The organism is Clostridium caldaquaticum (genome assembly GCF_023806125.1).
Taxonomy (GTDB): Bacteria; Bacillota; Clostridia; order Clostridiales; family Clostridiaceae; genus Clostridium_AT; species Clostridium_AT caldaquaticum.
In genome coordinates, this window is sequence record NZ_JAMSKT010000004.1 from 20,902 (window position 1) to 42,019 (window position 21,118).

The 21,118-nt window shown below is 33.6% G+C and carries 24 protein-coding genes; all 24 read right to left on the reverse strand.

Going from position 1 to position 21,118, the window contains the following annotated elements:
- Positions 1-74: 74 nt before the first annotated feature.
- The 24 genes from M2651_RS03305 to purM all read right to left on the reverse strand — a co-directional run bounded on the left by M2651_RS03305 (position 75) and on the right by purM (position 21,037).
- Complete coding sequence (locus M2651_RS03305) at positions 75-269, reverse strand: YfgJ family double zinc ribbon protein (protein ID WP_252130920.1); 195 nt, start codon at positions 267-269, stop codon at positions 75-77.
- A 33-nt stretch (positions 270-302) separates the two neighbouring features.
- Positions 303-980 carry a fructose-6-phosphate aldolase gene (locus tag M2651_RS03310; protein ID WP_252130921.1) on the reverse strand — a complete coding sequence of 226 codons (678 nt, stop codon included), beginning with the start codon at positions 978-980 and terminating at the stop codon, positions 303-305.
- A gap of 128 nt (positions 981-1,108) precedes the next feature.
- On the reverse strand, positions 1,109-1,867 hold the full coding sequence (locus tag M2651_RS03315) for an AIR synthase related protein (protein ID WP_252130922.1): 759 nt from the start codon (positions 1,865-1,867) through the stop codon (positions 1,109-1,111).
- Positions 1,840-2,343, reverse strand: coding sequence for an ECF transporter S component (locus M2651_RS03320; RefSeq protein WP_252130923.1), 504 nt, complete (start codon positions 2,341-2,343; stop codon positions 1,840-1,842). The genes M2651_RS03315 and M2651_RS03320 overlap by 28 nt, the downstream gene beginning before the upstream one ends.
- A 24-nt stretch (positions 2,344-2,367) precedes the next feature.
- Positions 2,368-2,907 carry a cob(I)yrinic acid a,c-diamide adenosyltransferase gene (locus M2651_RS03325; RefSeq protein ID WP_252130924.1) on the reverse strand — a complete coding sequence of 180 codons (540 nt, stop codon included), beginning with the start codon at positions 2,905-2,907 and terminating at the stop codon, positions 2,368-2,370.
- Positions 2,908-3,010: 103 nt separating this feature from the next.
- Positions 3,011-3,775 carry an adenosylcobinamide-GDP ribazoletransferase gene (cobS, locus tag M2651_RS03330; RefSeq protein WP_252130925.1) on the reverse strand — a complete coding sequence of 255 codons (765 nt, stop codon included), beginning with the start codon at positions 3,773-3,775 and terminating at the stop codon, positions 3,011-3,013.
- Between the two features lie 27 nt (positions 3,776-3,802).
- Positions 3,803-4,357, reverse strand: coding sequence for a bifunctional adenosylcobinamide kinase/adenosylcobinamide-phosphate guanylyltransferase (gene cobU, locus M2651_RS03335; RefSeq protein ID WP_252130926.1), 555 nt, complete (start codon positions 4,355-4,357; stop codon positions 3,803-3,805).
- Positions 4,339-4,971: an alpha-ribazole phosphatase gene (gene cobC, locus M2651_RS03340; RefSeq protein ID WP_252130927.1), complete on the reverse strand. Its 633-nt coding sequence runs from the start codon at positions 4,969-4,971 to the stop codon at positions 4,339-4,341. The genes cobU and cobC overlap by 19 nt, the downstream gene beginning before the upstream one ends.
- Before the next feature lie 86 nt (positions 4,972-5,057).
- On the reverse strand, positions 5,058-6,551 hold the full coding sequence (malQ, locus tag M2651_RS03345) for a 4-alpha-glucanotransferase (RefSeq protein WP_252130928.1): 1,494 nt from the start codon (positions 6,549-6,551) through the stop codon (positions 5,058-5,060).
- A gap of 109 nt (positions 6,552-6,660) precedes the next feature.
- Complete coding sequence (pyrE, locus tag M2651_RS03350; protein WP_252130929.1) at positions 6,661-7,227, reverse strand: orotate phosphoribosyltransferase; 567 nt, start codon at positions 7,225-7,227, stop codon at positions 6,661-6,663.
- A gap of 12 nt (positions 7,228-7,239) precedes the next feature.
- Positions 7,240-8,136: a dihydroorotate dehydrogenase gene (locus M2651_RS03355; RefSeq protein WP_252130930.1), complete on the reverse strand. Its 897-nt coding sequence runs from the start codon at positions 8,134-8,136 to the stop codon at positions 7,240-7,242.
- Complete coding sequence (locus M2651_RS03360; RefSeq protein ID WP_252130931.1) at positions 8,129-8,869, reverse strand: dihydroorotate dehydrogenase electron transfer subunit; 741 nt, start codon at positions 8,867-8,869, stop codon at positions 8,129-8,131. Before M2651_RS03360 ends, M2651_RS03355 begins: the two co-directional genes overlap by 8 nt.
- Positions 8,844-9,716, reverse strand: coding sequence for an orotidine-5'-phosphate decarboxylase (pyrF, locus tag M2651_RS03365; protein WP_252130932.1), 873 nt, complete (start codon positions 9,714-9,716; stop codon positions 8,844-8,846). Before pyrF ends, M2651_RS03360 begins: the two co-directional genes overlap by 26 nt.
- 84 nt (positions 9,717-9,800) lie before the next feature.
- Entirely contained in the window at positions 9,801-11,012 is a 1,212-nt protein-coding gene (locus M2651_RS03370; protein ID WP_286207923.1) for a dihydroorotase, read from the reverse strand.
- Between the two features lie 15 nt (positions 11,013-11,027).
- Positions 11,028-11,450, reverse strand: a complete 423-nt coding sequence (locus M2651_RS03375; RefSeq protein WP_252130933.1) for an aspartate carbamoyltransferase regulatory subunit — start codon at positions 11,448-11,450, stop codon at positions 11,028-11,030.
- Between the two features lie 30 nt (positions 11,451-11,480).
- The gene (gene pyrB, locus M2651_RS03380; protein WP_252130934.1) at positions 11,481-12,404 is read right to left on the reverse strand and encodes an aspartate carbamoyltransferase; all 924 of its coding nucleotides are present in this window, start codon (positions 12,402-12,404) and stop codon (positions 11,481-11,483) included.
- 455 nt (positions 12,405-12,859) lie between these two features.
- Entirely contained in the window at positions 12,860-13,747 is an 888-nt protein-coding gene (locus M2651_RS03385; protein WP_252130935.1) for an alpha/beta hydrolase, read from the reverse strand.
- 17 nt (positions 13,748-13,764) lie between these two features.
- Positions 13,765-15,117: an MFS transporter gene (locus tag M2651_RS03390; protein ID WP_252130936.1), complete on the reverse strand. Its 1,353-nt coding sequence runs from the start codon at positions 15,115-15,117 to the stop codon at positions 13,765-13,767.
- 138 nt (positions 15,118-15,255) lie between these two features.
- Positions 15,256-16,155, reverse strand: coding sequence for an AraC family transcriptional regulator (locus M2651_RS03395; RefSeq protein WP_252130937.1), 900 nt, complete (start codon positions 16,153-16,155; stop codon positions 15,256-15,258).
- Between the two features lie 204 nt (positions 16,156-16,359).
- The gene (locus tag M2651_RS03400; RefSeq protein ID WP_252130938.1) at positions 16,360-16,515 is read right to left on the reverse strand and encodes a hypothetical protein; all 156 of its coding nucleotides are present in this window, start codon (positions 16,513-16,515) and stop codon (positions 16,360-16,362) included.
- A gap of 53 nt (positions 16,516-16,568) precedes the next feature.
- Positions 16,569-17,813 carry a phosphoribosylamine--glycine ligase gene (gene purD / locus M2651_RS03405; RefSeq protein ID WP_252130939.1) on the reverse strand — a complete coding sequence of 415 codons (1,245 nt, stop codon included), beginning with the start codon at positions 17,811-17,813 and terminating at the stop codon, positions 16,569-16,571.
- Between the two features lie 68 nt (positions 17,814-17,881).
- Entirely contained in the window at positions 17,882-19,381 is a 1,500-nt protein-coding gene (gene purH, locus M2651_RS03410) for a bifunctional phosphoribosylaminoimidazolecarboxamide formyltransferase/IMP cyclohydrolase (protein WP_252130940.1), read from the reverse strand.
- Positions 19,382-19,445: 64 nt separating this feature from the next.
- A complete protein-coding gene (purN, locus tag M2651_RS03415) occupies positions 19,446-20,054 on the reverse strand; it encodes a phosphoribosylglycinamide formyltransferase (protein ID WP_252130941.1) in 609 nt (202 codons plus the stop codon).
- Positions 20,042-21,037 carry a phosphoribosylformylglycinamidine cyclo-ligase gene (gene purM, locus M2651_RS03420; protein WP_252130942.1) on the reverse strand — a complete coding sequence of 332 codons (996 nt, stop codon included), beginning with the start codon at positions 21,035-21,037 and terminating at the stop codon, positions 20,042-20,044. The genes purN and purM overlap by 13 nt, the downstream gene beginning before the upstream one ends.
- Positions 21,038-21,118: the final 81 nt, after the last annotated feature.

Below are 21,118 nucleotides of genomic sequence, written 5' to 3' on the forward strand. Positions count from 1 at the left end.
AAAAATAGTAGTTGACAAATTTAAAAAAGAGGTTACAGCAGAAGTTTTACACTTATGCTGTAACCTCTTTTTTATTATTCACTACTAAGCTTCTTAACTGCCTTTTCATCTATCTTCGTTACCAATTGTTCATGAGGTACTATCTTTGTTTTAGAAATAAGTTTTTTACATTTGTTGCAAAAATAGCTTGTAGAGCCGCAACCTGAAATTACCTCTAGTTTGCTGCTGCAGTCTGGACAATAAAATACATCATTCATTTTTATCTTCATTCCTTCCTAGCTCTATTTCCAATTCTAAATAAATTAACAGTCTAAAGTAGTTTTATTTTTTCCATATTGATTTTCCCAATCGCTTATAAAGGTGTTAACACTCCATTCTGTAAGAGGATGATAAATTAATTTTTCAAATAAGTCTTTATTTACAGTTACAGACTGAACACCTGTAAGACAAACCTTATGTACTTGTTCTACGTTTTTAAAACTTGCTGCAAGAACTTTTGTTTCTAGGTTATTTATCTTTAATAATTCTACAATCTCAGCTACTACCTTTACTCCATCTGCAGAAATGTTATCAAGCCTGTCTACGTATGGAGCTACATAATCTGCTCCAGCCATAGCAGCTATTAATGCTTGCTGTGGAGTAAATATAGCTGTTGCCGTTATTTTAATATTCCTTTCTTTTAATAGCTTTATAGCCTTTATTCCTTCAGGAATTACAGGTATTTTTACAAATACATTTCCTTTGGCAAGTTCCTTTATATATAAAGCTTCCTTAACAATATCCTCTGCTTTTAAGCTTAAGCATTGAACATGAATCATTAAATCTTCTCCGATAGCTTCTCTAATACCTCGAATTATTTCTTTAAAATTTTTCTTTTCTTTAGCAACGATAGTTGGATTTGTGGTAACACCTGCTATTGGATATAAATCTACAGCCTTTCTGATAAAATCCACATCTGCGGTATCTAAAATATACTGCATAAATAACACTCCTTCTCATGAAATCGGCAATTTCCTTAAAACATTATCACTTTTACTAAATTATACTTCTTTTGATAATTAAATGTCAATTAATTGAAATAATTAAAGAGAGGACTATTCCTCTCCATTTAATCTTTATGCGTAATCCCTTTTAAACTCCCTATAACATTTACATTTTCAATAAGCTTTGAAATTTCTTCTAACCCTTCCGGCTTTATTGCCGCTATAACACAAGTAGCTGGGCCGCCTGATTTATTTATATCTATAAAGATTTTCTCACTAAACTGCAGCTTTAACTTATTATTTAAAGCAAGCTGCTGTGCTTCATAAACTATGCCTTTAGAACCTACTGGAACTATTTCATAAACAAAGGGACTATTTAAAAGCTTATAAATATCAGCATAGTCAACCATTTCTTTATCATAAACAAAGTTTATCTCTGAGCCTACCTTAGGATATCCAACACATATAATAATTGCTTCTTCAATTACTCTATTTACCTTTAAATCTTTTGTATTTACAATACCTATAGTAGTTACCCCTAGTCCCGTTGCATTAGTTATCATGTTTTCTTCTGTACTTCCCGTTAAAACTATATCCTTAATGCCTGCTGCTTTTAACTCTTCTTTTATCCCCCTTATAATCTCACTTCCTGTAGGTTCCATTTCATTACAGACTGCATCAGCAACAGTTATAATTTCTGCTCCTGAACAAATTACTTCTATTAAAGATACTCTAGCAGTCAGCTTTCCAACATAAAAAGGAGGAACTTTAAAGGTATCAGCCTCTTTTTCCCCTATACCTCCACAGCTGTCACAAGCTATGACCATAGTTTTTTCATCATCTAATTTTATTAAGCTTAAATCTCTGATTTTTCTGATTTCCATAGTTTCACACTCTCTGGCAGTAGTTTATATACTATATCCGCAATTAATATATTCAAAAAAGCAATTAAAGTTAAAATTGGCAGCATAGTCATCACTCCGCTTCCTAATATAGGAATAATCATAAACAGTGAAACCGGTCCATTTATTACTACCCCAACAAGATTAGAAACTATAAGAGCAGCATATTTATTTACTTTAGATAAAACTTTATAGATTACCCCAAACATATACATGGTAAGTGCCATATTTATCATAACAATCAAGTGAACTGGCAGCGATAATGGAAATCCACTAGTTGCAGCAGTTAATAAGTGTCCTATAGCTCCTATTAAAGCTCCAAACACTGGTCCTAATGTCAAGGCTCCTAAAAACCCCGGCATAGAGTCAAAAGCAATACTGCCTGCTATTTTTATATTTGCTCCAATCAAACTTAAAGCTATAAAAAGCGCTGTTATAGATAATTTTCTTGTTTTCATAATTTCATCCACAATCCTTTCATATTAATATTCTATACCTTCCCTTGCTTTAATACCTTCACTGAAATAATGTTTAATATCCTTCATTTCAGTTATTAAATCAGCTTTCTCTAATATTTCTTCCGGAACATTTCTGCCTGTTAGTATTAATTCCATATCCTCTGGTCTAACATCTATTAATTCCAGCATTTGCTCCTTTGATACAAGCTCATTAGATAAAGCTCCCATTATTTCATCCATGATTAAAATATCACACTGTCTTTCTTTAAGTACTTTAAAACAGAATCTGTAAGCTTCCTGTATTTCTTCCTTTAACTCTTTTTTTTCTTCCTCATTTAAAGTCCAGAAAAAACCTCTTCTTTTTTCAAATCTGAATATTTTAAAATTTGGCTCTAATTTTTTTGCACTTTCTACTTCTCCTGTAAAATCTGACTTTAAAAACTGAACCATGTATACCTTTAAACCATTTCCTGCTGCTCTTACCGCCAGACCTACTGCTGCGGTGGTTTTTCCTTTTCCGTTTCCTGTGTAAATCTGAACGCAGCCTTTTTTAAATGCAGTCATATCCGTAATTCCTCCTAATTTTTATATTTTAATATCTTTTAAAATACTTAAAAGTTTTTCATTGGATTTTCTGTACTTTATAATAAATATTTTATTTTACTCCTTAAAACAAATTATGTCGAATTGTTGAAACAACTATAATAAGAGTTAAAATCTCAACTAATTCATTATTTGCTCCTAAAATATCTCCTGTTGCTCCCCCAATTTTATTTTCACAGTATTTTTTAAATAAAAAGGTTAAAATTACAACTGCTGAAAAAATTATAAGTGATATCTTTAATCCTAATAGAACAATATTTATCCCAAAAGATAGTAAACCTGAAATAAGCACTATTATTCTGTTCATGTTTCCAATAAAAAGATTACCAGAACCATTGCTCTTTGCAGGTTTTGAAATATAAGATATAAATATTATAGAAAATCTTCCCATTACTGCTGCAGCAATTACAGCAGCAGCAAAACTGCTATCAAGTATATAGGAAATTGCCATAACTTTCATAAGTAAATCTGCTGATACAGCAATAGCACCAAAGCTTCCTATCCTGCTGTCTTTCATTATTTCTATAATTCTATCTTTTCCTTTAAAAGCAAAGAAACCATCACAGGTATCTCCTAAACCATCTATATGAAGTGCTCCAGTAACCATTACAGCTGTTATAACCATTATTACAGCTATTATGTTATTTGGCAAAACTTTATTTAAAAGATAATATATAATCCATTGAAGTCCGCCAACAATAAAACCCACTATGGGAAGAAATACAGCTCCTTTTCTAAAATTGTCCTTCTCACAGTTTAAATTTATATTTATAGGTATTCTAGTAAGAAACTGAAGCATAAGCAAAAAATCATTTGTGTATTTATACATATTTTATACAATTCCTTTCCTTCAACCCTACTTTAATTTCAAAGGCAGTCCGCAGGCCAAAAGATAAACTTCATCGCAATATTCAGCTATGAATTGATTAATAAATCCTGCTATGTCTCTGAAAATTCTCCCAAGCTTATATTCAGGAACTAATCCATAACCGACTTCATTAGTAACCATTATCATAGTTTTATCTAACTTTTTTACCTTTAAAATAAGTTTTCTAAATTCTTCTTTTATTTCATAAAGCAATTCATCTATTTCTTCCTCAGACATATTATCAAAATCTCTTTCTTTGAAAAACATAAGATTTGTTATCATAATAGTTACACAGTCAAGCAAAATATAATCTAAAGAACTTTTTTCTATAACCATGTCCAAATCTTTATATCCTTCATAAGTTGTCCAATTTTTATTTCTGCTATCAATATGTTTTTTTATTCTGTTTTCCATCTCCTCATCTGTAACTATAGCTGTTGCTATGTACAATACATCATTTTTGTCCTTTAAAAGTTTTTCTGCAAACCTGCTTTTTCCGCTTCTGCAGCCTCCTGTTACTAGAACTATTTTTCTATCCTCCATACCTGACCCTCCATATATTCCTTAAGCTTCCCAGCATGAGTTATGCTGTCTATAAAAAGATTGCCATATTCATATTTTATAATGCTTAAATCTCCATTTTCAGAACTGAATTTCCAATAAAAATCCAGATTATTATCTAATACATAACAATAAACAGCCCTTATAACGCCTCCATGGGTTACAACCAGTACGTCTTCTTCTCCCGTCTCAAGAAGTTCCTTCATAAAATTCCTGACTCTGCTGTAAAATTGTATATAGCTTTCTCCACCAGGAGGCACAAACTCTTTCCAATTGCTACTCCACTTTTCATACTCTATTGGAAATTTTTTTTGAATCTCCTCATAGCTTCTGCCTTCAAACTCACCAAAATTTATTTCATTTATCCTACTATCTATAATAAATCCTTCAGTTCTCCCCAAGACAATTTCTGCAGTTTCTCTAGTTCTTTTTCTTTCGCTTATGTATATATTTTTGAAATTAATATTTTTTAGTAAAATTCCTGCGTTTTTAGCTTGAGTCTTTCCATTTTCATTTAAACTCATATTAAGCTTTCCATAGTAAAATTTATTTTTATTTCCTTCAGTTTCTCCATGTCTTAACAAATAAATATTCATATTTTTCTCCTGATGTTTTTTTATAAATTTTAACATAATATATAGTTAAAAAGGAACCCCTTAGTAAAGGTTCCTCTTTAAATACCCTAACTTGATCTTCCATATATTTTTGTAATTTTTCTTATTTTTTCTAATAATTCATCAGTAATTTCATTTTCAAGCAACCGCCACTTCCAATTGTTACCTACAGTTGAAGGCTTATTAATTCTAGCTTCATTTCCAAGCCCTAAATAATCCTGAATAGGTATAACAGCTAACCTTGCCACACTTGAAAGAGCTAATCGTATAAACTTCCAATATATTTGCTCTTCATCCTCAGTACCAATATCTAAATAATCTATTGCAAGTTGTTTGTCCTTAGCGTTAAGATTTTTATACCAGCCCGCAATAGTTTCATTATCATGAGTGCCGGTATAAACTACACAATTATTAGTATAATTATGAGGCAGATAATCACTCTCTTCCCTTGAATCAAAAGCAAACTCCAACACCTTCATACCTGGATAGCCGGTTTTCTTAACAAGTTCTAAAACACTGTCTGTAAGAAACCCCAAGTCTTCCGCAATTATATCTAACCTTCCAAGCTGCTTACATAATTTTTCGAAAAAGTCATAGCCAGGTCCTTTTTCCCATTTGCCCTTTTCTGCTGTAGGAAATCCGTATGGTATAGAATAATATTCGTCAAAACCTCTGAAATGGTCTATACGAACAACATCAAAAAGCTTGAAAGAATAAGCAATTCTTTGTATCCACCAGGCATAAGAAGTTTTTTTATGATACTCCCAGTTATAAAGAGGATTACCCCATAACTGACCTGTTGGTGAAAAGGCATCTGGAGGACATCCTGCTACAGCAATTGGTTTCTTTTTTTCATCAAATTGAAATAACTCTGGATGAGACCAGCTGTCTGCACTGTCTAAAGCAACATAAATGGGAATATCTCCTATTATTTTAATGCCGCATTTATTAGCATAGGCTTTTAATTTAAACCACTGTTTAGCAAAAACAAATTGCTGAAACTTATAAAAATCAATCTCATCTGCAAGTTTGTTTTTATACTTTTTTAATGCTGAAGGCCTTCTTAGCCTTATGTCCTCCTCCCACTCACTCCAGCTTACACCAGAAAAACTATTTTTAACTGCCATATATAAGGCATAATCCTCAAGCCAATATGCGTTTTCATTAACAAATGAGTAAAATTCCTCTGTTTTAGTAATATTGCTTCTTTCATAAGCAGTTTTCAGCACTTTAAATCTAGACAAATATATTTTTTCATAATCTATATAACGCTCATTTTTTCCAAAGTCATAAGAATTACATTCTTCTTCAGTAATATAACCTTCTTTGATTAATTCTTCCAAATCAATAAAGTAAGGATTACCTGCAAAGGTAGAAAAGGATTGATATGGCGAATCTCCATAGCCAGTAGGACCTAAAGGCAGTATCTGCCAATATTTTTGTCCTGCTTTTTTTAATTGATCTACAAAATGATATGCACTTTTTGAAAAAGCTCCTATTCCAAACCTTGAAGGCAGACTGGCAATAGATAGTAGAATTCCACACTCTCTCTTTTTTTCCATACCATCTTCTCCTAAACAATTTTTACATAATTAAAAAGGAAGTCCCTTTCTTAAATGAATGGTTCTCCCTTTTATTATATGCCAGAGATATAAAATTGTTATCTTCAAGTTATTTTATATTCCTGCTGCCAGGCTTTACACAAGGAAGACCTTCCTTACAAAGCGGGCATTCTTCCTTATCGAAAGTTTCTATCTTAAGCTTAACTGCACTATACAGTGGATATAGAATTTCAGTACTGCTTCTATCTACTATGGAGGCTATTCCAACAATCTCTGCTCCAGCTGCTTTTAATACTTCTGCAACTTCCATTGAAGACTTTGCTGTTGTAACAACGTCTTCTGATATAAGCACCTTTTGCCCAGGCAATATTTCAAAGCCTCTTCTTAAAGTCATAGTTCCATCAACTCTTTCAGTAAATATAGCAGGCTTACCAAGCTGTCTTCCAAGCTCATAAGCTACAATTATTCCTCCCATAGCTGGTCCAACAATAACATCGATGTCTAAATCTTTTATCTTGTCTGCAACTACCTTTAGAACTTCTTCAGCCTTGTCTGGATACATTAGAAGCTTTGCACATTGGCAGTATCTGTTACTGTGCTTTCCAGAAGATAAAAGAAAGTGTCCCTCAAGTAATGCTCCAACTTCACTTAATATATTTAAAACTTTGTTTTCCATTTAAAATTCCTCCTATATAATTCCTCTAATCTCGCTTAATTTTTTGATATTTTCTTTTTCCATAAATTTTTCTAGTCCTCTAATTATGTCTAGGGCTATATCAGGTTTTATAAAATTTGCTGTTCCTATCTGCACTGCATAAGCACCAGCCATTATAAACTCTATTGCATCTTCTGCACTCATAATGCCGCCGATACCAACTACAGGAATGTCTACTGCCTTGCAGACTTCATACACCATTCTAAGTGCAATAGGTTTTACTGCTGGACCTGAAAGTCCTGCAAAGGTATTATCAAATACAGCCCTCTTTTTATTTATATCTATTGCCATTCCTTTTAGTGTATTTATAAGAGACAGAGCATCCGCTCCTGCTTCAGTACATTTATATGCCATGTCTACAATATCTTCCGCATTTGGTGAAAGCTTTACCATAAGAGGCTTTTTACAGACAGATTTTATTTCTTTAACAACTTCAAAAGCTGTTGATGATTTAATTCCAAAAGCCATGCCTCCGCACTTAACATTGGGACAAGATATGTTAAGCTCTATCATATCTATATCTGAACAGTTAAGCTTTAAAATAGCTTCAATATATTCCTCTAAAGTAGCTCCACCTACATTTGCAATTATCTTTGTATTTAGTTTCTTCATTTTAGGAAGTTCATTTTTAATAAAGCTGTCTATTCCAGGATTTTGAAGTCCTACGCTGTTTAGCATTCCTGAGCTTGTTTCATATACTCTTATTCCGCTGTTTCCTTCTCTTTTATTAAGAGTTAAACCCTTTGAACTTATACCTCCAAGCATTCCTACATCATAAAGTCTGTTAAATTCTTCTCCAAAGCCAAAAGTTCCAGAAGCAGCGATTACAGGGTTTTTAAAATCTATTCCGCAAAAGTTTACGTTAAGCATCTAAAATCAATTCCTCTCCTAAAAAAACTGGTCCATCTGCACAAGTTCTTTTGTTTCCTCTTATAGTTTTGCAGGTACATACAAGGCAGGCTCCTAAGCCGCAAGCCATAAACTTTTCCATAGATACATAAACTGGCACATTAGCTTCTCTGCATTTAGCTGCAACCTTGCTCATCATTATCTCTGGACCGCAGCAAAGCACTACATCATATTTACCTGGCTGAAAAAGGTCTGTAACAAAGCCTTTATGCCCAACCCTTCCGGTATCTGTAGATATATATTTTTTATTAATCTTTTCTTCTATACTGTCTATTCCGTAAACCTCATCTCTAAAGCCGCAGTATAAATCAATTTCACAGCTTTCTAATTTCTTAATAACATAATTCAAAGGGGCAATACCTATTCCTCCAGCTACAACAGCAACCTTTCCTTTTATTTTCTCTATATCAAAGCCATTTCCAAGCGGACCTAAAATACTTATTTCGTCTTTAGAAGTCAGCTTACTTAAGATATTTGTCCCTTTTCCTTTTGTCTGGTATAAAAAATATATACCATTTTCATCAACATCATGTATGCTTATAGGCCTAGGAAGAAGCACTTGCTCTTTCCAGGCATTTAACATATAAAACTGTCCAGGTTTTACATCAAACTTTCCTTCTACATGAAGCTTATATATACCCTCTATAACCTCAACATTACTGAGTACTTTACAAGTTACATAGTTTAACTGCATCTATCTCTCTCCTTATTTTTAAAGCTTCCTCTCTTGCGCAAAGGTCAAATTCCATTTCTCTTCCTTCAAAGTTTTTGTATGCTAAGAGAATTCCTCTTGAAGAATTAACTATGCCTCCATTTCCATTTCTCATATATAGTGCTACATCTTCAGCAGTTCCTCCCTGTGCTCCGTAACCTGGAATTAAAAAGAACATATTACTGAATTTTTCTCTAAGCTTTTTAGCTTCATCTACATGTGTGCAGCCAACTACTGCTCCTATACTGCTGTATCCATGTTTTCCTATATAGTCTTTACCAATCTGCCCTATTTTATCTCCTACTGTTTCATAAACTCTTTTTCCATCAGCACCTTCGATATACTCTATATCTGCTGCTCCAGGATTTGATGTTCTCAAAAGAACGAACAGTCCTTTTTCACAAGTCTTTACATATTTTAAATAAGGCTCTATACTGTCCATTCCCATGTAAGGATTCAAAGTTACTGCATCACATTCAAAATCCCCTGAAAAATGAGCTTTTGCATACATTTCAGCGGTTTTTGCAATATCTCCTCTTTTAATATCTCCTATTGAAATGCCGCCTAAGCTTTTTATATACTCAAGAGTTTTTTTATAAACCTGAAGCCCCATAATTCCTAACGCCTCATAATAAGCTATCTGCGGTTTATAACAAGCTGCTGTATCAAAGGTAGCGTCGATTATCTTTTGATTAAACCTAAAAACTGCCTCTTCTAAAGAAGTATATTTATTTAAAAATTCTTTCGGAATATACTCCACTGCTGTATCAAGCCCTACGCAAACAGGCCCTTTCTTTTCTACATTTTCAAATAATCTATCAATAATCATACTCACCCTCCTGTATTCCTTTAAAGCACATAAAGATTATTAATCTTTATGCCTCCTGTATTCCTTTGTAGCACATAAGGATTATCAATCCTTATGCCTCCCATCTTCATTTTGTTTATCATAAATAACTCTTCCGCTCTTAATTGTCTTAAGTATTACTCCTTTAAGTTCTTTTCCATCAAAGGGAGTGTTCTTACCTTTTGACTTAAAGTCTGCTGAATTAACTGTAAATTTATTATTTATATCTACAAGCACTAAATCTGCCTCATAACCAATTTTTACTTCACCTTTATTAAATTTCATAAGCTTTGCAGGATTTTTAGACATAAGCTCTGACAGCTTGTTAAGGCTTATATATCCTTCATCCACAAGCTTTGTAAAACATACTGAAAAAGCTATTTCTATTCCTGATATTCCATTAGCACCCTTGAGCTTATCTTCAGCAGTATGAGGTGCATGGTCTGTAGCTATAGCATCTACATAACCTTCCTTTATAGCTTTTATCAGATACTCTACATCTTCCTCTTCTCTTAAAGGAGGATTAACTTTATAAGCTGTCTTACTGGTCAATGCCAGATGATGAGGTGCTACCTCACAGGTTACTTTAATGCCTTCCTGTTTAGCTTCTATTACGCTCTTCATAGCTTCTTTTGTGCTTACATGCGCCACATGCAGATGACAGCCTGTAAACTTGGCAAGAGTTATGTCTCTCCAAGTCATAGTATTTTCAGCAAGTCTGGTATCAACTGCTGTAAGTTCCTCACTTTCAGCATGACTAATAACCATAAGTCCTTTTTCCTTAGCTTTAACCATTGCATCAAGCATTACCTTACTGTTTGCAACTCCTCTTCCGTCGTCTGAAATTGCCTTTACTTTATAATCTAAACTTTCTAAGTGGCTTACATCCTCACCTTTCAAATCCCTAGTTATTGACACAGCCTGATGTATATCTATAAGATTTATTTCCTTTGATTTATCAAGCACATATTTTACAGTTTCCATGCTGCTGCAGGCAGGCACAGTATTTGCCATTAGATTTACTGCTGTGTAGCCCCCCGCTGCAGCTGCAAGGCTTCCTGATAAAATATCTTCCTTATAAGTTTGTCCTGGATCTCTGAAGTGAGTATGCAAGTCTATAAAAGCTGGCATAATAACTAAGCCTTCAGCATCTAAAACCTCGCAGTTCTTATCTAAATAAGTTCCAAGCTCATATATTATTCCATTTTTTATATAAACATCTCCCTTAAAATCTTGAGATGAATCAATTATTCTGGCATTTTTAATAAGTAATTCCATAATCTAAGCCTCTCCTTATGCTATATGAACTTCATCACAGTATTCGCACCTATATTCGCCTTTTTGCGAATCTACCAGATAAAAACTGTGTGGAACATTACTTTCAATGGAGGTAATGCATCTTGGATTTTTACATCTTATCACTCCTTGAACTTTCTTAGGAAGCATAAGATTATGTTTTTCTTTTATAACTTCATCTTCGATTACGTTTATAGTAACATTAGGACAGATAAGCCCTAGCGCAGTAACATCTATATTAATCTCATTTTCTATTTTTATAATATCTTTTCTTCCAAGCTTTTTACTTTCAGCATTCATAATAAGAGCAACTGCGAAATTTGCTTTATCAAGTCCTAAATAGTTAAATATCTTTACACCAAGTCCTGCTTTTATGTGGTCTATAACAACTCCATTTTTAATACTATTTATAGTTAACATCCTAATCCCCTCCTGTATTTAACGACCTCTTTACTTAACCCCTAACAGTTTGGCAATTAACGCCATTCTCACATACATTCCATACTTGGCCTGGTCAAAATACCTAGCTCTTGAATCTTTATCAATCTCATAAGCTATTTCATTTACTCTAGGAAGTGGATGAAGAACTATCATATCCTCTTTAGCTTTCTTTAACTTTGCTTCATCTAAAATATAACTGTCCTTAAGTCTTATATAATCTTCTTCGTTAAAGAACCTTTCCCTCTGTACTCTGGTCATATAAAGTATATCAAGTTTATCTATGACCTCTTCCATTCTTTCAACTTCTAAGAAACTTATATTATTCTTTTGCAAAACTTCTTTTTTAATATAATCTGGAATTTTTAATTCTTGTGGTGAGATTAGAATAAATTTATTATTCTCATACCTTGAAAGAGCCTTTATAAGAGAATGAACCGTTCTTCCAAACTTTAAATCTCCGCATAAGCCTATGGTATGATTTCCCAGGCCTTTTTTTATAGATTTAATAGTAAGAAGATCCGTTAAAGTTTGAGTTGGATGGTGATGACCGCCGTCTCCAGCATTAATAACAGGAATGGTAGAATACATAGAAGCTACTTTTGGAGCTCCTTCTTTTGGATGTCTCATTACAGCAATATCAGCATAACAGGCTACAGTTCTGATTGTATCTGCTACGCTTTCTCCTTTAGCCGCTGAGCTTGAATTTGGTTCTGAAAAGCCAAGTACTTTTCCGCCAAGTCTAAGCATTGCTGCCTCAAAGCTGAATCTTGTTCTTGTACTTGGTTCATAGAATAAAGTTGCGAGAAGTTTTCCCTCACAAACATGCATGTACTCCTCTGGATTTGAAATGATTTCTTCTGCAAGATTAAAAATTTCTTCGAACTCGTCTATTGAAAAGTCCATTGGGTCAATTAAATGTCTTCCTTTTAACATAATAATGTCCTCCTTCTTAACCTCACTGGGCTAAATTAAAGTTGGTCTTAATTTTTTTATAAAAAAAGCCTTCCTTTGTAGGAAGGCGCAAGTATCCCTTGTATCCATACCTTCCTGGCCTCACAGGACCATTCTTAAAGGTTCTGATATAAGATTACCACATATTTTCAGTCTAGTCAATGGAAAAACTTTTTATTTTATAACTCTTAATCAAAGACTTTTTGCATTAGAGGTTAGAATTTGTTGAATTATCTACTGCATGAATCTTATTTGAGGTTCCTTGGTCATATTAATAATTTCTTCAATTGCTTCTTTTCTACATTCAGTAAGGCGAGCATGTATTGACTTTAGAGGAAGTTCAAGTTCTATATCTTTAAGGTTTCTCAAGCTTTTTACGGGATAATTATGTGATTAGACAGCAAAAAGTCAGGTACATAACCTGACTTTTTATATTTCTATTTAAGTACAAATTTTCTAAAAAATTCGCATTCTTCATCATTACAGAACTGCCCCTCTTTTGATCTAAGATTCAAATGAAATACATGTGCAAGTTCATGTTCTTTATCTCCATAAAATCTAAATACAAATGGAACATCAACCTCCATAAGCTTTTGAATCATAACAGGCGGCTGTTCCTTTAAAAAGTCCCTGTTAGATGTCATTAAAAAGGTTGGAGGAAAATCCTTTGTTACATGATTAATAACATTAATCATTTCCAATTCTTTTAATGAACCTTTTTCCGGCAGATAATCTGCCATTAAACTCTGAGTCAGATCATCACTGTTTTCATTAAATTTAATTTCGTAAGCTCCGCAATTAAGTGCCAAAGCTTTTGGCACAAAACCTTTTGGAGTACAAAAATCATATTTTGCTGCATAAGCTGAATTTGTGCAGATTGCTGTATATAATCCAAGAATGTGTGCACCTGCAGAATCGCCTACTGCAAATATGTAATCTGTATCAAATTCATACTGTTTTGCATTTGATAAAACCCAGTGAAACACAAGGTTTGTATCCTCTAAAGAGGCAGGAAATTTGTATTCCGGTGCTAAACGATAGGTATAATTTACCACCGCAAAACCACGCTGCGCTAAACTCATACAGTAAAATTGATATCTCTCTTTATCTCCGTATACCCAGCCGCCTCCATGCACACTTACAATTACAGGAAGAACACCTGAGACATTTTTGGGACGATAAACATCTAAAACCTGCCAATCTCTATTTTCACCGTATACGATATCATCATAGCGAATAATATCCTGCGGTGTTACAAGACCTGCATCTCTTTTTTCATCTACTTCATGGAACATTTTACGAAGCATATCACTAGTTACCGACATATATATTACCTGCTTTCTTAAATATTCATACTTTTATTTTCTAAATCATACTGAATTTTTTTAATGTATTTATCAATATTCATCATACTACATAAAACTAAACATATTAAACCTATAATAGCTCCATTATAACCAAATCCAAATCGAATCATATTAACAGCAGATTCCGACTGTACCGCAGCGGTTCCATCATATCCTCCATAAGCTATAATCCATGTACATAATGCAGCACCAAGTCCGATACCTACTTTCATACCAAAAGAGGTGCAACTGTTTACAAGGCCTTCCGAACGAATTCCTGTTTTCCATTCACCATAATCAACAACATCGGCAGTCATAGCAAAAATTCCTGACATAATAGGCCCCATTCCAAAACCTTTAATTAAAAGACCAGAAATTACTATTGGAATGCTAGAACCTCCTGCACCAATTACCAAACTTCCAATTACCATTAATAAAAATCCTAACATCATCATTTTCCATTTACCAAAAGCTTGTACTAATTTTGGCATAATTAAATTAACAATAATTGCAGGTATCGTTGTTGCCATAGATACTAATGTAATGATGCCAATATTTCCAAGTACAATATTACAAAAATAATAAGTAGTGGAACCTGTGCTTACAGCACCAATAAATAAGAACATAAATAATAAGCTTTGAAGATAAAAATATCTGTTTTTAAATAATGCTGGCAAAGCCTCTTTCAATGGAATCTTTTTTACATGAACAGTACCTGTCTGAGCATCTTCTCCTAAATGTTCTTTAGTACCAAAGAAGCATATAAAAATCATAACCATTGCAATAATGCCATATACAGAAGACAGCCAAAACCATCCTACAGTTGTTATAAGTCCAGCAGTTACAGCATTTATAATTAATGTTGTTACCTGCGTCATAACAAAACGTAAAGAAGCTGCTGATGCTCTGTCTTGTACATTTAAAGTCATACGTGAAAGCAATGCATTATACGGAAGATTGTTAGCTGTATAAACGATACACGCCTGAAAAATATAAGTTAAGTATACATAAATCAGTTTACCATTCGTACTAAGTCCTTTAGGCACATTAAAAAGTAATATAAATGACAATGCCATAAGTGGTGCTGTCCATAACAACCATGGTCTGGCTTTTCCCCATTTTGTTCTTGTTTTATCAACAATAGCTCCCATAATAATATCTGTTATTCCGTCAAAAACACGTGCAACTAACATCATAGTTCCAACAGCAGCTGCTGCAAGACCAACAGTATCCGTATAATATGCTGTCAGAAACGTAGAACACATGGCAACGATAACATTGGCGCCGCAATCACCAAGTCCATAAGAAACCTTTTCACCTAGGGTTAAACTTTTTGTTTCGCTCTTCATAATAAAAACTCCTTTCCAATATGCAGATTTTATTTTAGCAATAATTCTGCTATTTATAAAATCATTATAAAAGGAAGGATAATTTTATTCTTTACAGTTTTTGACTATAAAATTACCATTTTTTGACCTGAAGACCAATCAGACATTCTGCTTCATCTTTTCTTTTCTATACTGCAGCGGCGTAAATCCATACTGCTTTTTAAATGCATTAATAAATCTCCTTGCATCAGAAAAACCATTTTTAAGCGCAATTGTTAAAATGCTTTTATCCGAGTATAGAATATCCTGTACTGCCCTTTGTAATCGGTATCTTGTAACATACTCCACAAAGGTATATCCTGTATTTTTTCTGAAAAATCTTGAAAAATATTCACTGGAAAAATAAAATTTTCTAGCTACATCTACCTGACTGATTGGCTCAGAATAATGCATTTGAATATATGAAAGAATTTCCCTAAGTCTCTCTACATTTTTTTGACAATTTGCAGGCATTATCAAACTTTTTTGTCTTAATCCATACTTACACAGATAAGAAATAAGCAATAAAATTAACCCTTTTATATGAAGATTGTCCGATAAACTTTCTTCCCCATTATTTACTCCCCCCTCCTGTTTTGGCTGGTTTCCATACTTGGAAATCTCATGCATAAGTTCCCAGATATCTTCCCGGCTATTTCTCTCTGGTATTACAAAGCGAATACTGTCAAAATTAGGAATTATCTCTTCAAGATAAGAACGGGATATTAAAAGGATTACCGCAATTAATCCTGGTCTACCGTAACAGCTGCGATCTGGAATAATACTGTGAATGCTCTGTGAATTAATAACAAGCAGCTTTTCCGCATCTGCCTTAATACAGTTGCCATCAATATAATGTGTGCTGCAGCCCTTAAAAACATATACGATTTCAAGTTCCGTATGCCAGTGATTAAGCAAACTACTTTCATCAATCGGTTCCGTACCAAATACATTATGTATGTGAAATGGTCTTCTTTCATTGTATTCAAGAATTTGATTTTTTATAATTACTTCGCTCATAAGAAACTCCCCAACTATTCCCTTTATATTTCATACTTAATTTTTATATCAAATTATAACTAAAAATTTATTTTACGTAAATATGAAAATTAATTATGTTTAACTTATTCAACCAAAACATGAATCTGAAATAAATAAAGTTAAAATGCACATTAAAGGTCAGTGTACTTGTATTAAAGTATACTGACCTTTATATTTAGTATTTTAATCCTTATCTTCAAGCTTTCTTCTAGCTTTATTTATGTTTCTGTCATCAAGTCCCGTTGAATTTGAAATTTCAGCCATGCCTATACCTTTATCAAGCATTTCCTTAGCATCTTCCATTGCCACTTTATGCTTTTTAGGTTTCCTTTTGTCCATATGTACCAAACCACCTTTCCAAGGTTAGTTTTCCCTTGTCAGATGGTTTTATTCTACTGTCCTATATCCTTTCTGTAATATATTCCTTCAAAACTGATTTTTTTAATTTCATTATAAGCTTTAACTCTTGCTTCTTGTAAACTATCTCCTAAAGAAGTAACCACAAGCACTCTGCCGCCTGAAGTTACAAGCTCATTTCCATCATACTTTGCCCCGGCAATAAATACTTTTTCCTGCACAGTATCCAGTCCCTTAATGATAAAACCTGTTTTATAATCAGCAGGATAACCACCTGAAGCCGCTACCACAGTACAAGCATGCTTATTTTTCCATTTAATATTATACTCATCTAGTTTTTTATCTAAAGCTTTCAAAATTAGCTCTATAAAATCACTTTCCATAAGAGGCAGTACTGCTTGAGTTTCTGGGTCGCCCATTCGTACGTTGTACTCCAGATTATATACTCCTTTTTTAGTTATCATAATTCCGAAAAAAATTACTCCTGTATAATCTATGCCTTCACTTAATATTCCTTCTATAGTCGGTATCATTATGTCTCTTTTAAAAGCTTCCAAAACTTCTTCACTGCAGTAAGGATTTGGAGAAACTACTCCCATACCTCCTGTATTAGGGCCTTTATTATCTTCATATATAGTTTTGTGGTCTTTTGCAGAAAGCAGCGGAATAATAGTTTTTCCATCTGTAACAGTTAAAATTGAGGCTTCAACACCTTCTAAATATTCTTCTATTACTATCTTTTTTCCTGCTCCTTTGAATATATCATCTATCATAAAGCTTTCTATGCACTGCTTTGCTTCTTCAAAACTGCTGCATATAACAACACCTTTGCCTGCCGCCAGTCCATCTGCTTTTATAACTGCTGGGTAGGAGCATTCAGTTAAATATCTCATTGCTTCTGCTGCTGTTTCAAAAACTTCATATGCAGCAGTTTTTACATTGTACTTTTTCATAAAATCCTTAGCAAATGCTTTACTTCCTTCAAGCATTGCCCCTTGCTTAGAAGGACCAAATATTTTTAAGCCTTCAGCTTTGAATAAATCTGTAATTCCTTCAACCAATGGAGCTTCAGGACCTACTACAGTAATATCAATTTTATTTTCCTTAGCAAAACATAAAATCTCTTCGATTTTTAACAAACTTACATTCTCGCATTTATGTTCAAGTCTTGTTCCGCCATTACCTGGAACACAATATACTTTATCAACTAAAGGGCTTTGTGACAGTTTCCAAGCTATAGCATGTTCTCTGCCGCCGTTTCCTACAACTAAAATCCTCATTTTTTTCACCACCAATTTACTGTTTAACTCATTTAGAGGAAATAAAATAAACATCCCCCTGCCGCTTCTTAATGTTTAAAGTGTCTTATACCTGTAAACACCATTGCTATTCCCTGCTTATTACATTCTTCTATTGATTCTTCATCTCTTATAGAACCACCAGGTTGTATCATTGCCTTTATATTATACTTTGCAGCTTCTTCAACTACATCTTTAAATGGGAAGAAGGCATCTGAAGCTAATACAACTCCATCCTTAGCTCTGTCTAAAGCCTGTGCAGCAGACCAGATTCTATTTGTCTGTCCTCCGCCTATTCCTTTAGCCATACCATCTTTAACTACTACAATAGCGTTAGATTTAACATATTTAACTACCTTCATTCCAAAAATTAAATCTGTCAATTCCTTTTCTGTAGGTCTTTTCTCTGTTACATAGTTCAATTCATCCATAAGTTTATTATCTCTATTTTGAACAAGAACCCCTCCGTCTACAGAAACAAACTCTAAATTATCCTGCGGAGCAGCTTCTCCTTTTATAACTCTCAAATTTTTCTTAGACTTTAAAACTTCTAGAGCATCTTCATCAAAATCCGGAGCAATAACTATTTCTAAAAATATTTTAGTAAGTTCTTCTGCAGCAGCCTTATCTACCTTCTTGTTAAATGCTACTATACCACCAAATATAGATATAGGGTCACATTCATAAGCCTTTACATAAGCTTCATAAACACTGTTTCCTAAAGCGACTCCGCAAGGAGTATTATGCTTTACAGCACAGCATACTGTTTCTTCAAATTCACAAACTACTTTCCATGCTATATCCATATCCTTAATGTTGTTATAAGAAAGCTCCTTACCATTTAACTGCTGGAAGTTTTTCATAGCTCCTTTGCCTGCAGCAGATATATAGTAAGCTGCACTTTGATGCGGATTTTCGCCATATCTTAAATCTGAATGTTTTTTATAAGATAGTGTTAAATACTCTGGATATTCCTCTTCTAAAAGGAAATTGCTTATAGCCGCATCATAAGCAGACATAAGGTTAAATACTTTTCCTGCAAGATATTTTCTTGTGCTGAAATCTACTTGTCCGTTATCATTTAACTGTTTTATTACATTTTCATAATCCTTCACATCAGAAAGTACAATTACATCCTTAAAGTTTTTTGCAGCAGCTCTAAGCATAGTTGGACCGCCGATATCTATAAACTCAACCTTCTCGTCAAAAGACAAATCTTCCTCAACCTTCTGGAAAAATGGATATAGATTTACTACTACCATATCAATAGGAGTAATGTCTTTTCTTTTTATAGTTTCCATGTGTTCTTTATTATCTCTAATTGCAAGTATGCCACCATGTATAACCGGATGCAGAGTTTTCACTCTTCCATCCAATATCTCTTCAAAACCAGTAACCTCTGAAACTTCAACAACCTTTATTCCGTTTTCCTTTAAATACTTAAAAGTTCCCCCAGTAGATAAAATCTCTACATCTTTGCTCTGCAAAAACTGTGCTAGCGGAAGCAATCCCGTCTTATCATAAACACTTATTAACGCTCTTCTTAACATAAAGTAAAGCCTCCTTTAAAACTAATAATATTCTATATTTACTTTACTATATTAAATTATTAAATTAAAGAATAAACACTTTTCTTCCTTCTACTTTTATTCTTTTTTCAGCTATAAGCCTTATTACTTCCGGCAGCAATTTGTGTTCCTCCTCAAGCACTCTTTTTTGAAGAATTTCAGCTGTATCTTCCGGATAAACTTCCACTATTCTTTGAGAAATGATTGCGCCAGTATCTGTACCTTCGTCAACAAAATGCACAGTGCAGCCAGAATACTTAACTCCATATTCTACAGCTTTTTCATGAACTTTAATTCCATACATTCTAGGTCCGCAAAATGAAGGTATAAGAGAGGGGTGTATATTTATAATTCTATTTCTGAAACTACATATCAATTCTTTATCTAGTATAGATAAAAAGCCTGCCAGCACTATTAAATCTACTTTTTCTTCTGTTAAACTCAAAATCTTTTTCGAAAGCTCTGCACCGTAAACTTTTCTATCTAAAACATAAGTTTTTATTCCTTTTTTCCTTGCCCTTTCGATTCCATAGGCTCCCTCTCTATCGCTAATAACCATCTCTATACTGCAGTTTAAATACCCGCTCTCAATTTTATCTATAATCGCTTGAAGGTTGCTGCCTCCACCAGAGATTAGCACTGCTATCTTAAGCAAACTCCAGCACCTCCAGCTTGTACATATCCTATTTCGTAAGCCTTCTGTCCTAATTCCTCTAAAACCTTTATCACATTTGAGCTGTTCTCTTTATCTACACAAAGCACAAAGCCAATTCCCATGTTAAAAGTGTTAAACATATGTTCTTCTTCAACACCAAGGGACATAAGATATTTAAATATTTCAGGAACTTCAAAGCTTTTTTTGTTTATAACAGCAGTAAAATCCTCTTTAAACATTCTAGGAATATTTTCAAAAAAGCCTCCTCCTGTTATATGAGCCATTCCCTTGACTTCAAAGCTTTCTAAAAGCTTTAATACCGGCTTTACATATATTTTTGTTGGGGTTAACAAAACATCTCCTATCTTCTTGCCATGAAACTCTATATCCAAATCTGGTATAAGCTTTCTTACTAAAGAATAACCATTGCTGTGTATTCCAGAGGACTCAATGCCTATAAGTACATCTCCTTCTTTTATGCCGCTTCCATCAATTATTTTATCTTTTTCAACTATACCTACTGCAAAACCTGCTATGTCATATTCTCCATCTCTATAAAAACCTGGCATCTCCGCAGTTTCTCCTCCGATTAAAGCACAGCCTGCATCAATGCACCCATCAGATACTCCTTTAACAAGCTGCTCAGCTACTTCGGCCTCAAGCTTTCCGCAGGCTAAGTAATCTAAAAAGAACAAAGGCTTTGCTCCATGACATAAAATATCATTTACACACATAGCAACGCAGTCAATTCCAACAGTATCATACTTTTTAGTTCTAAATGCTATATCAAGCTTAGTACCAACTCCATCTGTGCCAGATACAAGCACTGGATTTTTGTAACTTCCAAGTTCAAACATGCCTGCAAAGCTGCCGATGCCTCCCATTACGCCTGGTATAAGAGTTCTTTTAGCATGCTCTTTAATTAAATTTACTGATTTATAACCTTCTTCTATATTAACTCCTGAGTCTTTATAAGTTATCATAATTATTTTTCTCCTTTCAGTAGAAAATGGGGGCTATCTAAACGCACTCGTTACCACTTGCATGTAACCCGTAAAGGCCAT

Coding starts and splice junctions, on each gene's coding strand:
- M2651_RS03305 (WP_252130920.1), bottom strand. CDS start 269: ATGAAGATAAAAATGAATGATGTATTTTATTGTCCAGACTGCAGCAGC.
- M2651_RS03310 (WP_252130921.1), bottom strand. CDS start 980: ATGCAGTATATTTTAGATACCGCAGATGTGGATTTTATCAGAAAGGCT.
- M2651_RS03315 (WP_252130922.1), bottom strand. CDS start 1,867: ATGGAAATCAGAAAAATCAGAGATTTAAGCTTAATAAAATTAGATGAT.
- M2651_RS03320 (WP_252130923.1), bottom strand. CDS start 2,343: ATGAAAACAAGAAAATTATCTATAACAGCGCTTTTTATAGCTTTAAGT.
- M2651_RS03325 (WP_252130924.1), bottom strand. CDS start 2,907: ATGACTGCATTTAAAAAAGGCTGCGTTCAGATTTACACAGGAAACGGA.
- cobS (WP_252130925.1), bottom strand. CDS start 3,775: ATGTATAAATACACAAATGATTTTTTGCTTATGCTTCAGTTTCTTACT.
- cobU (WP_252130926.1), bottom strand. CDS start 4,357: ATGGAGGATAGAAAAATAGTTCTAGTAACAGGAGGCTGCAGAAGCGGA.
- cobC (WP_252130927.1), bottom strand. CDS start 4,971: ATGAATATTTATTTGTTAAGACATGGAGAAACTGAAGGAAATAAAAAT.
- malQ (WP_252130928.1), bottom strand. CDS start 6,551: ATGGAAAAAAAGAGAGAGTGTGGAATTCTACTATCTATTGCCAGTCTG.
- pyrE (WP_252130929.1), bottom strand. CDS start 7,227: ATGGAAAACAAAGTTTTAAATATATTAAGTGAAGTTGGAGCATTACTT.
- M2651_RS03355 (WP_252130930.1), bottom strand. CDS start 8,136: ATGCTTAACGTAAACTTTTGCGGAATAGATTTTAAAAACCCTGTAATC.
- M2651_RS03360 (WP_252130931.1), bottom strand. CDS start 8,869: ATGCAGTTAAACTATGTAACTTGTAAAGTACTCAGTAATGTTGAGGTT.
- pyrF (WP_252130932.1), bottom strand. CDS start 9,716: ATGATTATTGATAGATTATTTGAAAATGTAGAAAAGAAAGGGCCTGTT.
- M2651_RS03370 (WP_286207923.1), bottom strand. CDS start 11,012: ATGGAATTACTTATTAAAAATGCCAGAATAATTGATTCATCTCAAGAT.
- M2651_RS03375 (WP_252130933.1), bottom strand. CDS start 11,450: ATGTTAACTATAAATAGTATTAAAAATGGAGTTGTTATAGACCACATA.
- pyrB (WP_252130934.1), bottom strand. CDS start 12,404: ATGTTAAAAGGAAGACATTTAATTGACCCAATGGACTTTTCAATAGAC.
- M2651_RS03385 (WP_252130935.1), bottom strand. CDS start 13,747: ATGTCGGTAACTAGTGATATGCTTCGTAAAATGTTCCATGAAGTAGAT.
- M2651_RS03390 (WP_252130936.1), bottom strand. CDS start 15,117: ATGAAGAGCGAAACAAAAAGTTTAACCCTAGGTGAAAAGGTTTCTTAT.
- M2651_RS03395 (WP_252130937.1), bottom strand. CDS start 16,155: ATGAGCGAAGTAATTATAAAAAATCAAATTCTTGAATACAATGAAAGA.
- M2651_RS03400 (WP_252130938.1), bottom strand. CDS start 16,515: ATGGACAAAAGGAAACCTAAAAAGCATAAAGTGGCAATGGAAGATGCT.
- purD (WP_252130939.1), bottom strand. CDS start 17,813: ATGAGGATTTTAGTTGTAGGAAACGGCGGCAGAGAACATGCTATAGCT.
- purH (WP_252130940.1), bottom strand. CDS start 19,381: ATGTTAAGAAGAGCGTTAATAAGTGTTTATGATAAGACGGGATTGCTT.
- purM (WP_252130942.1), bottom strand. CDS start 21,037: ATGATAACTTATAAAGACTCAGGAGTTAATATAGAAGAAGGTTATAAA.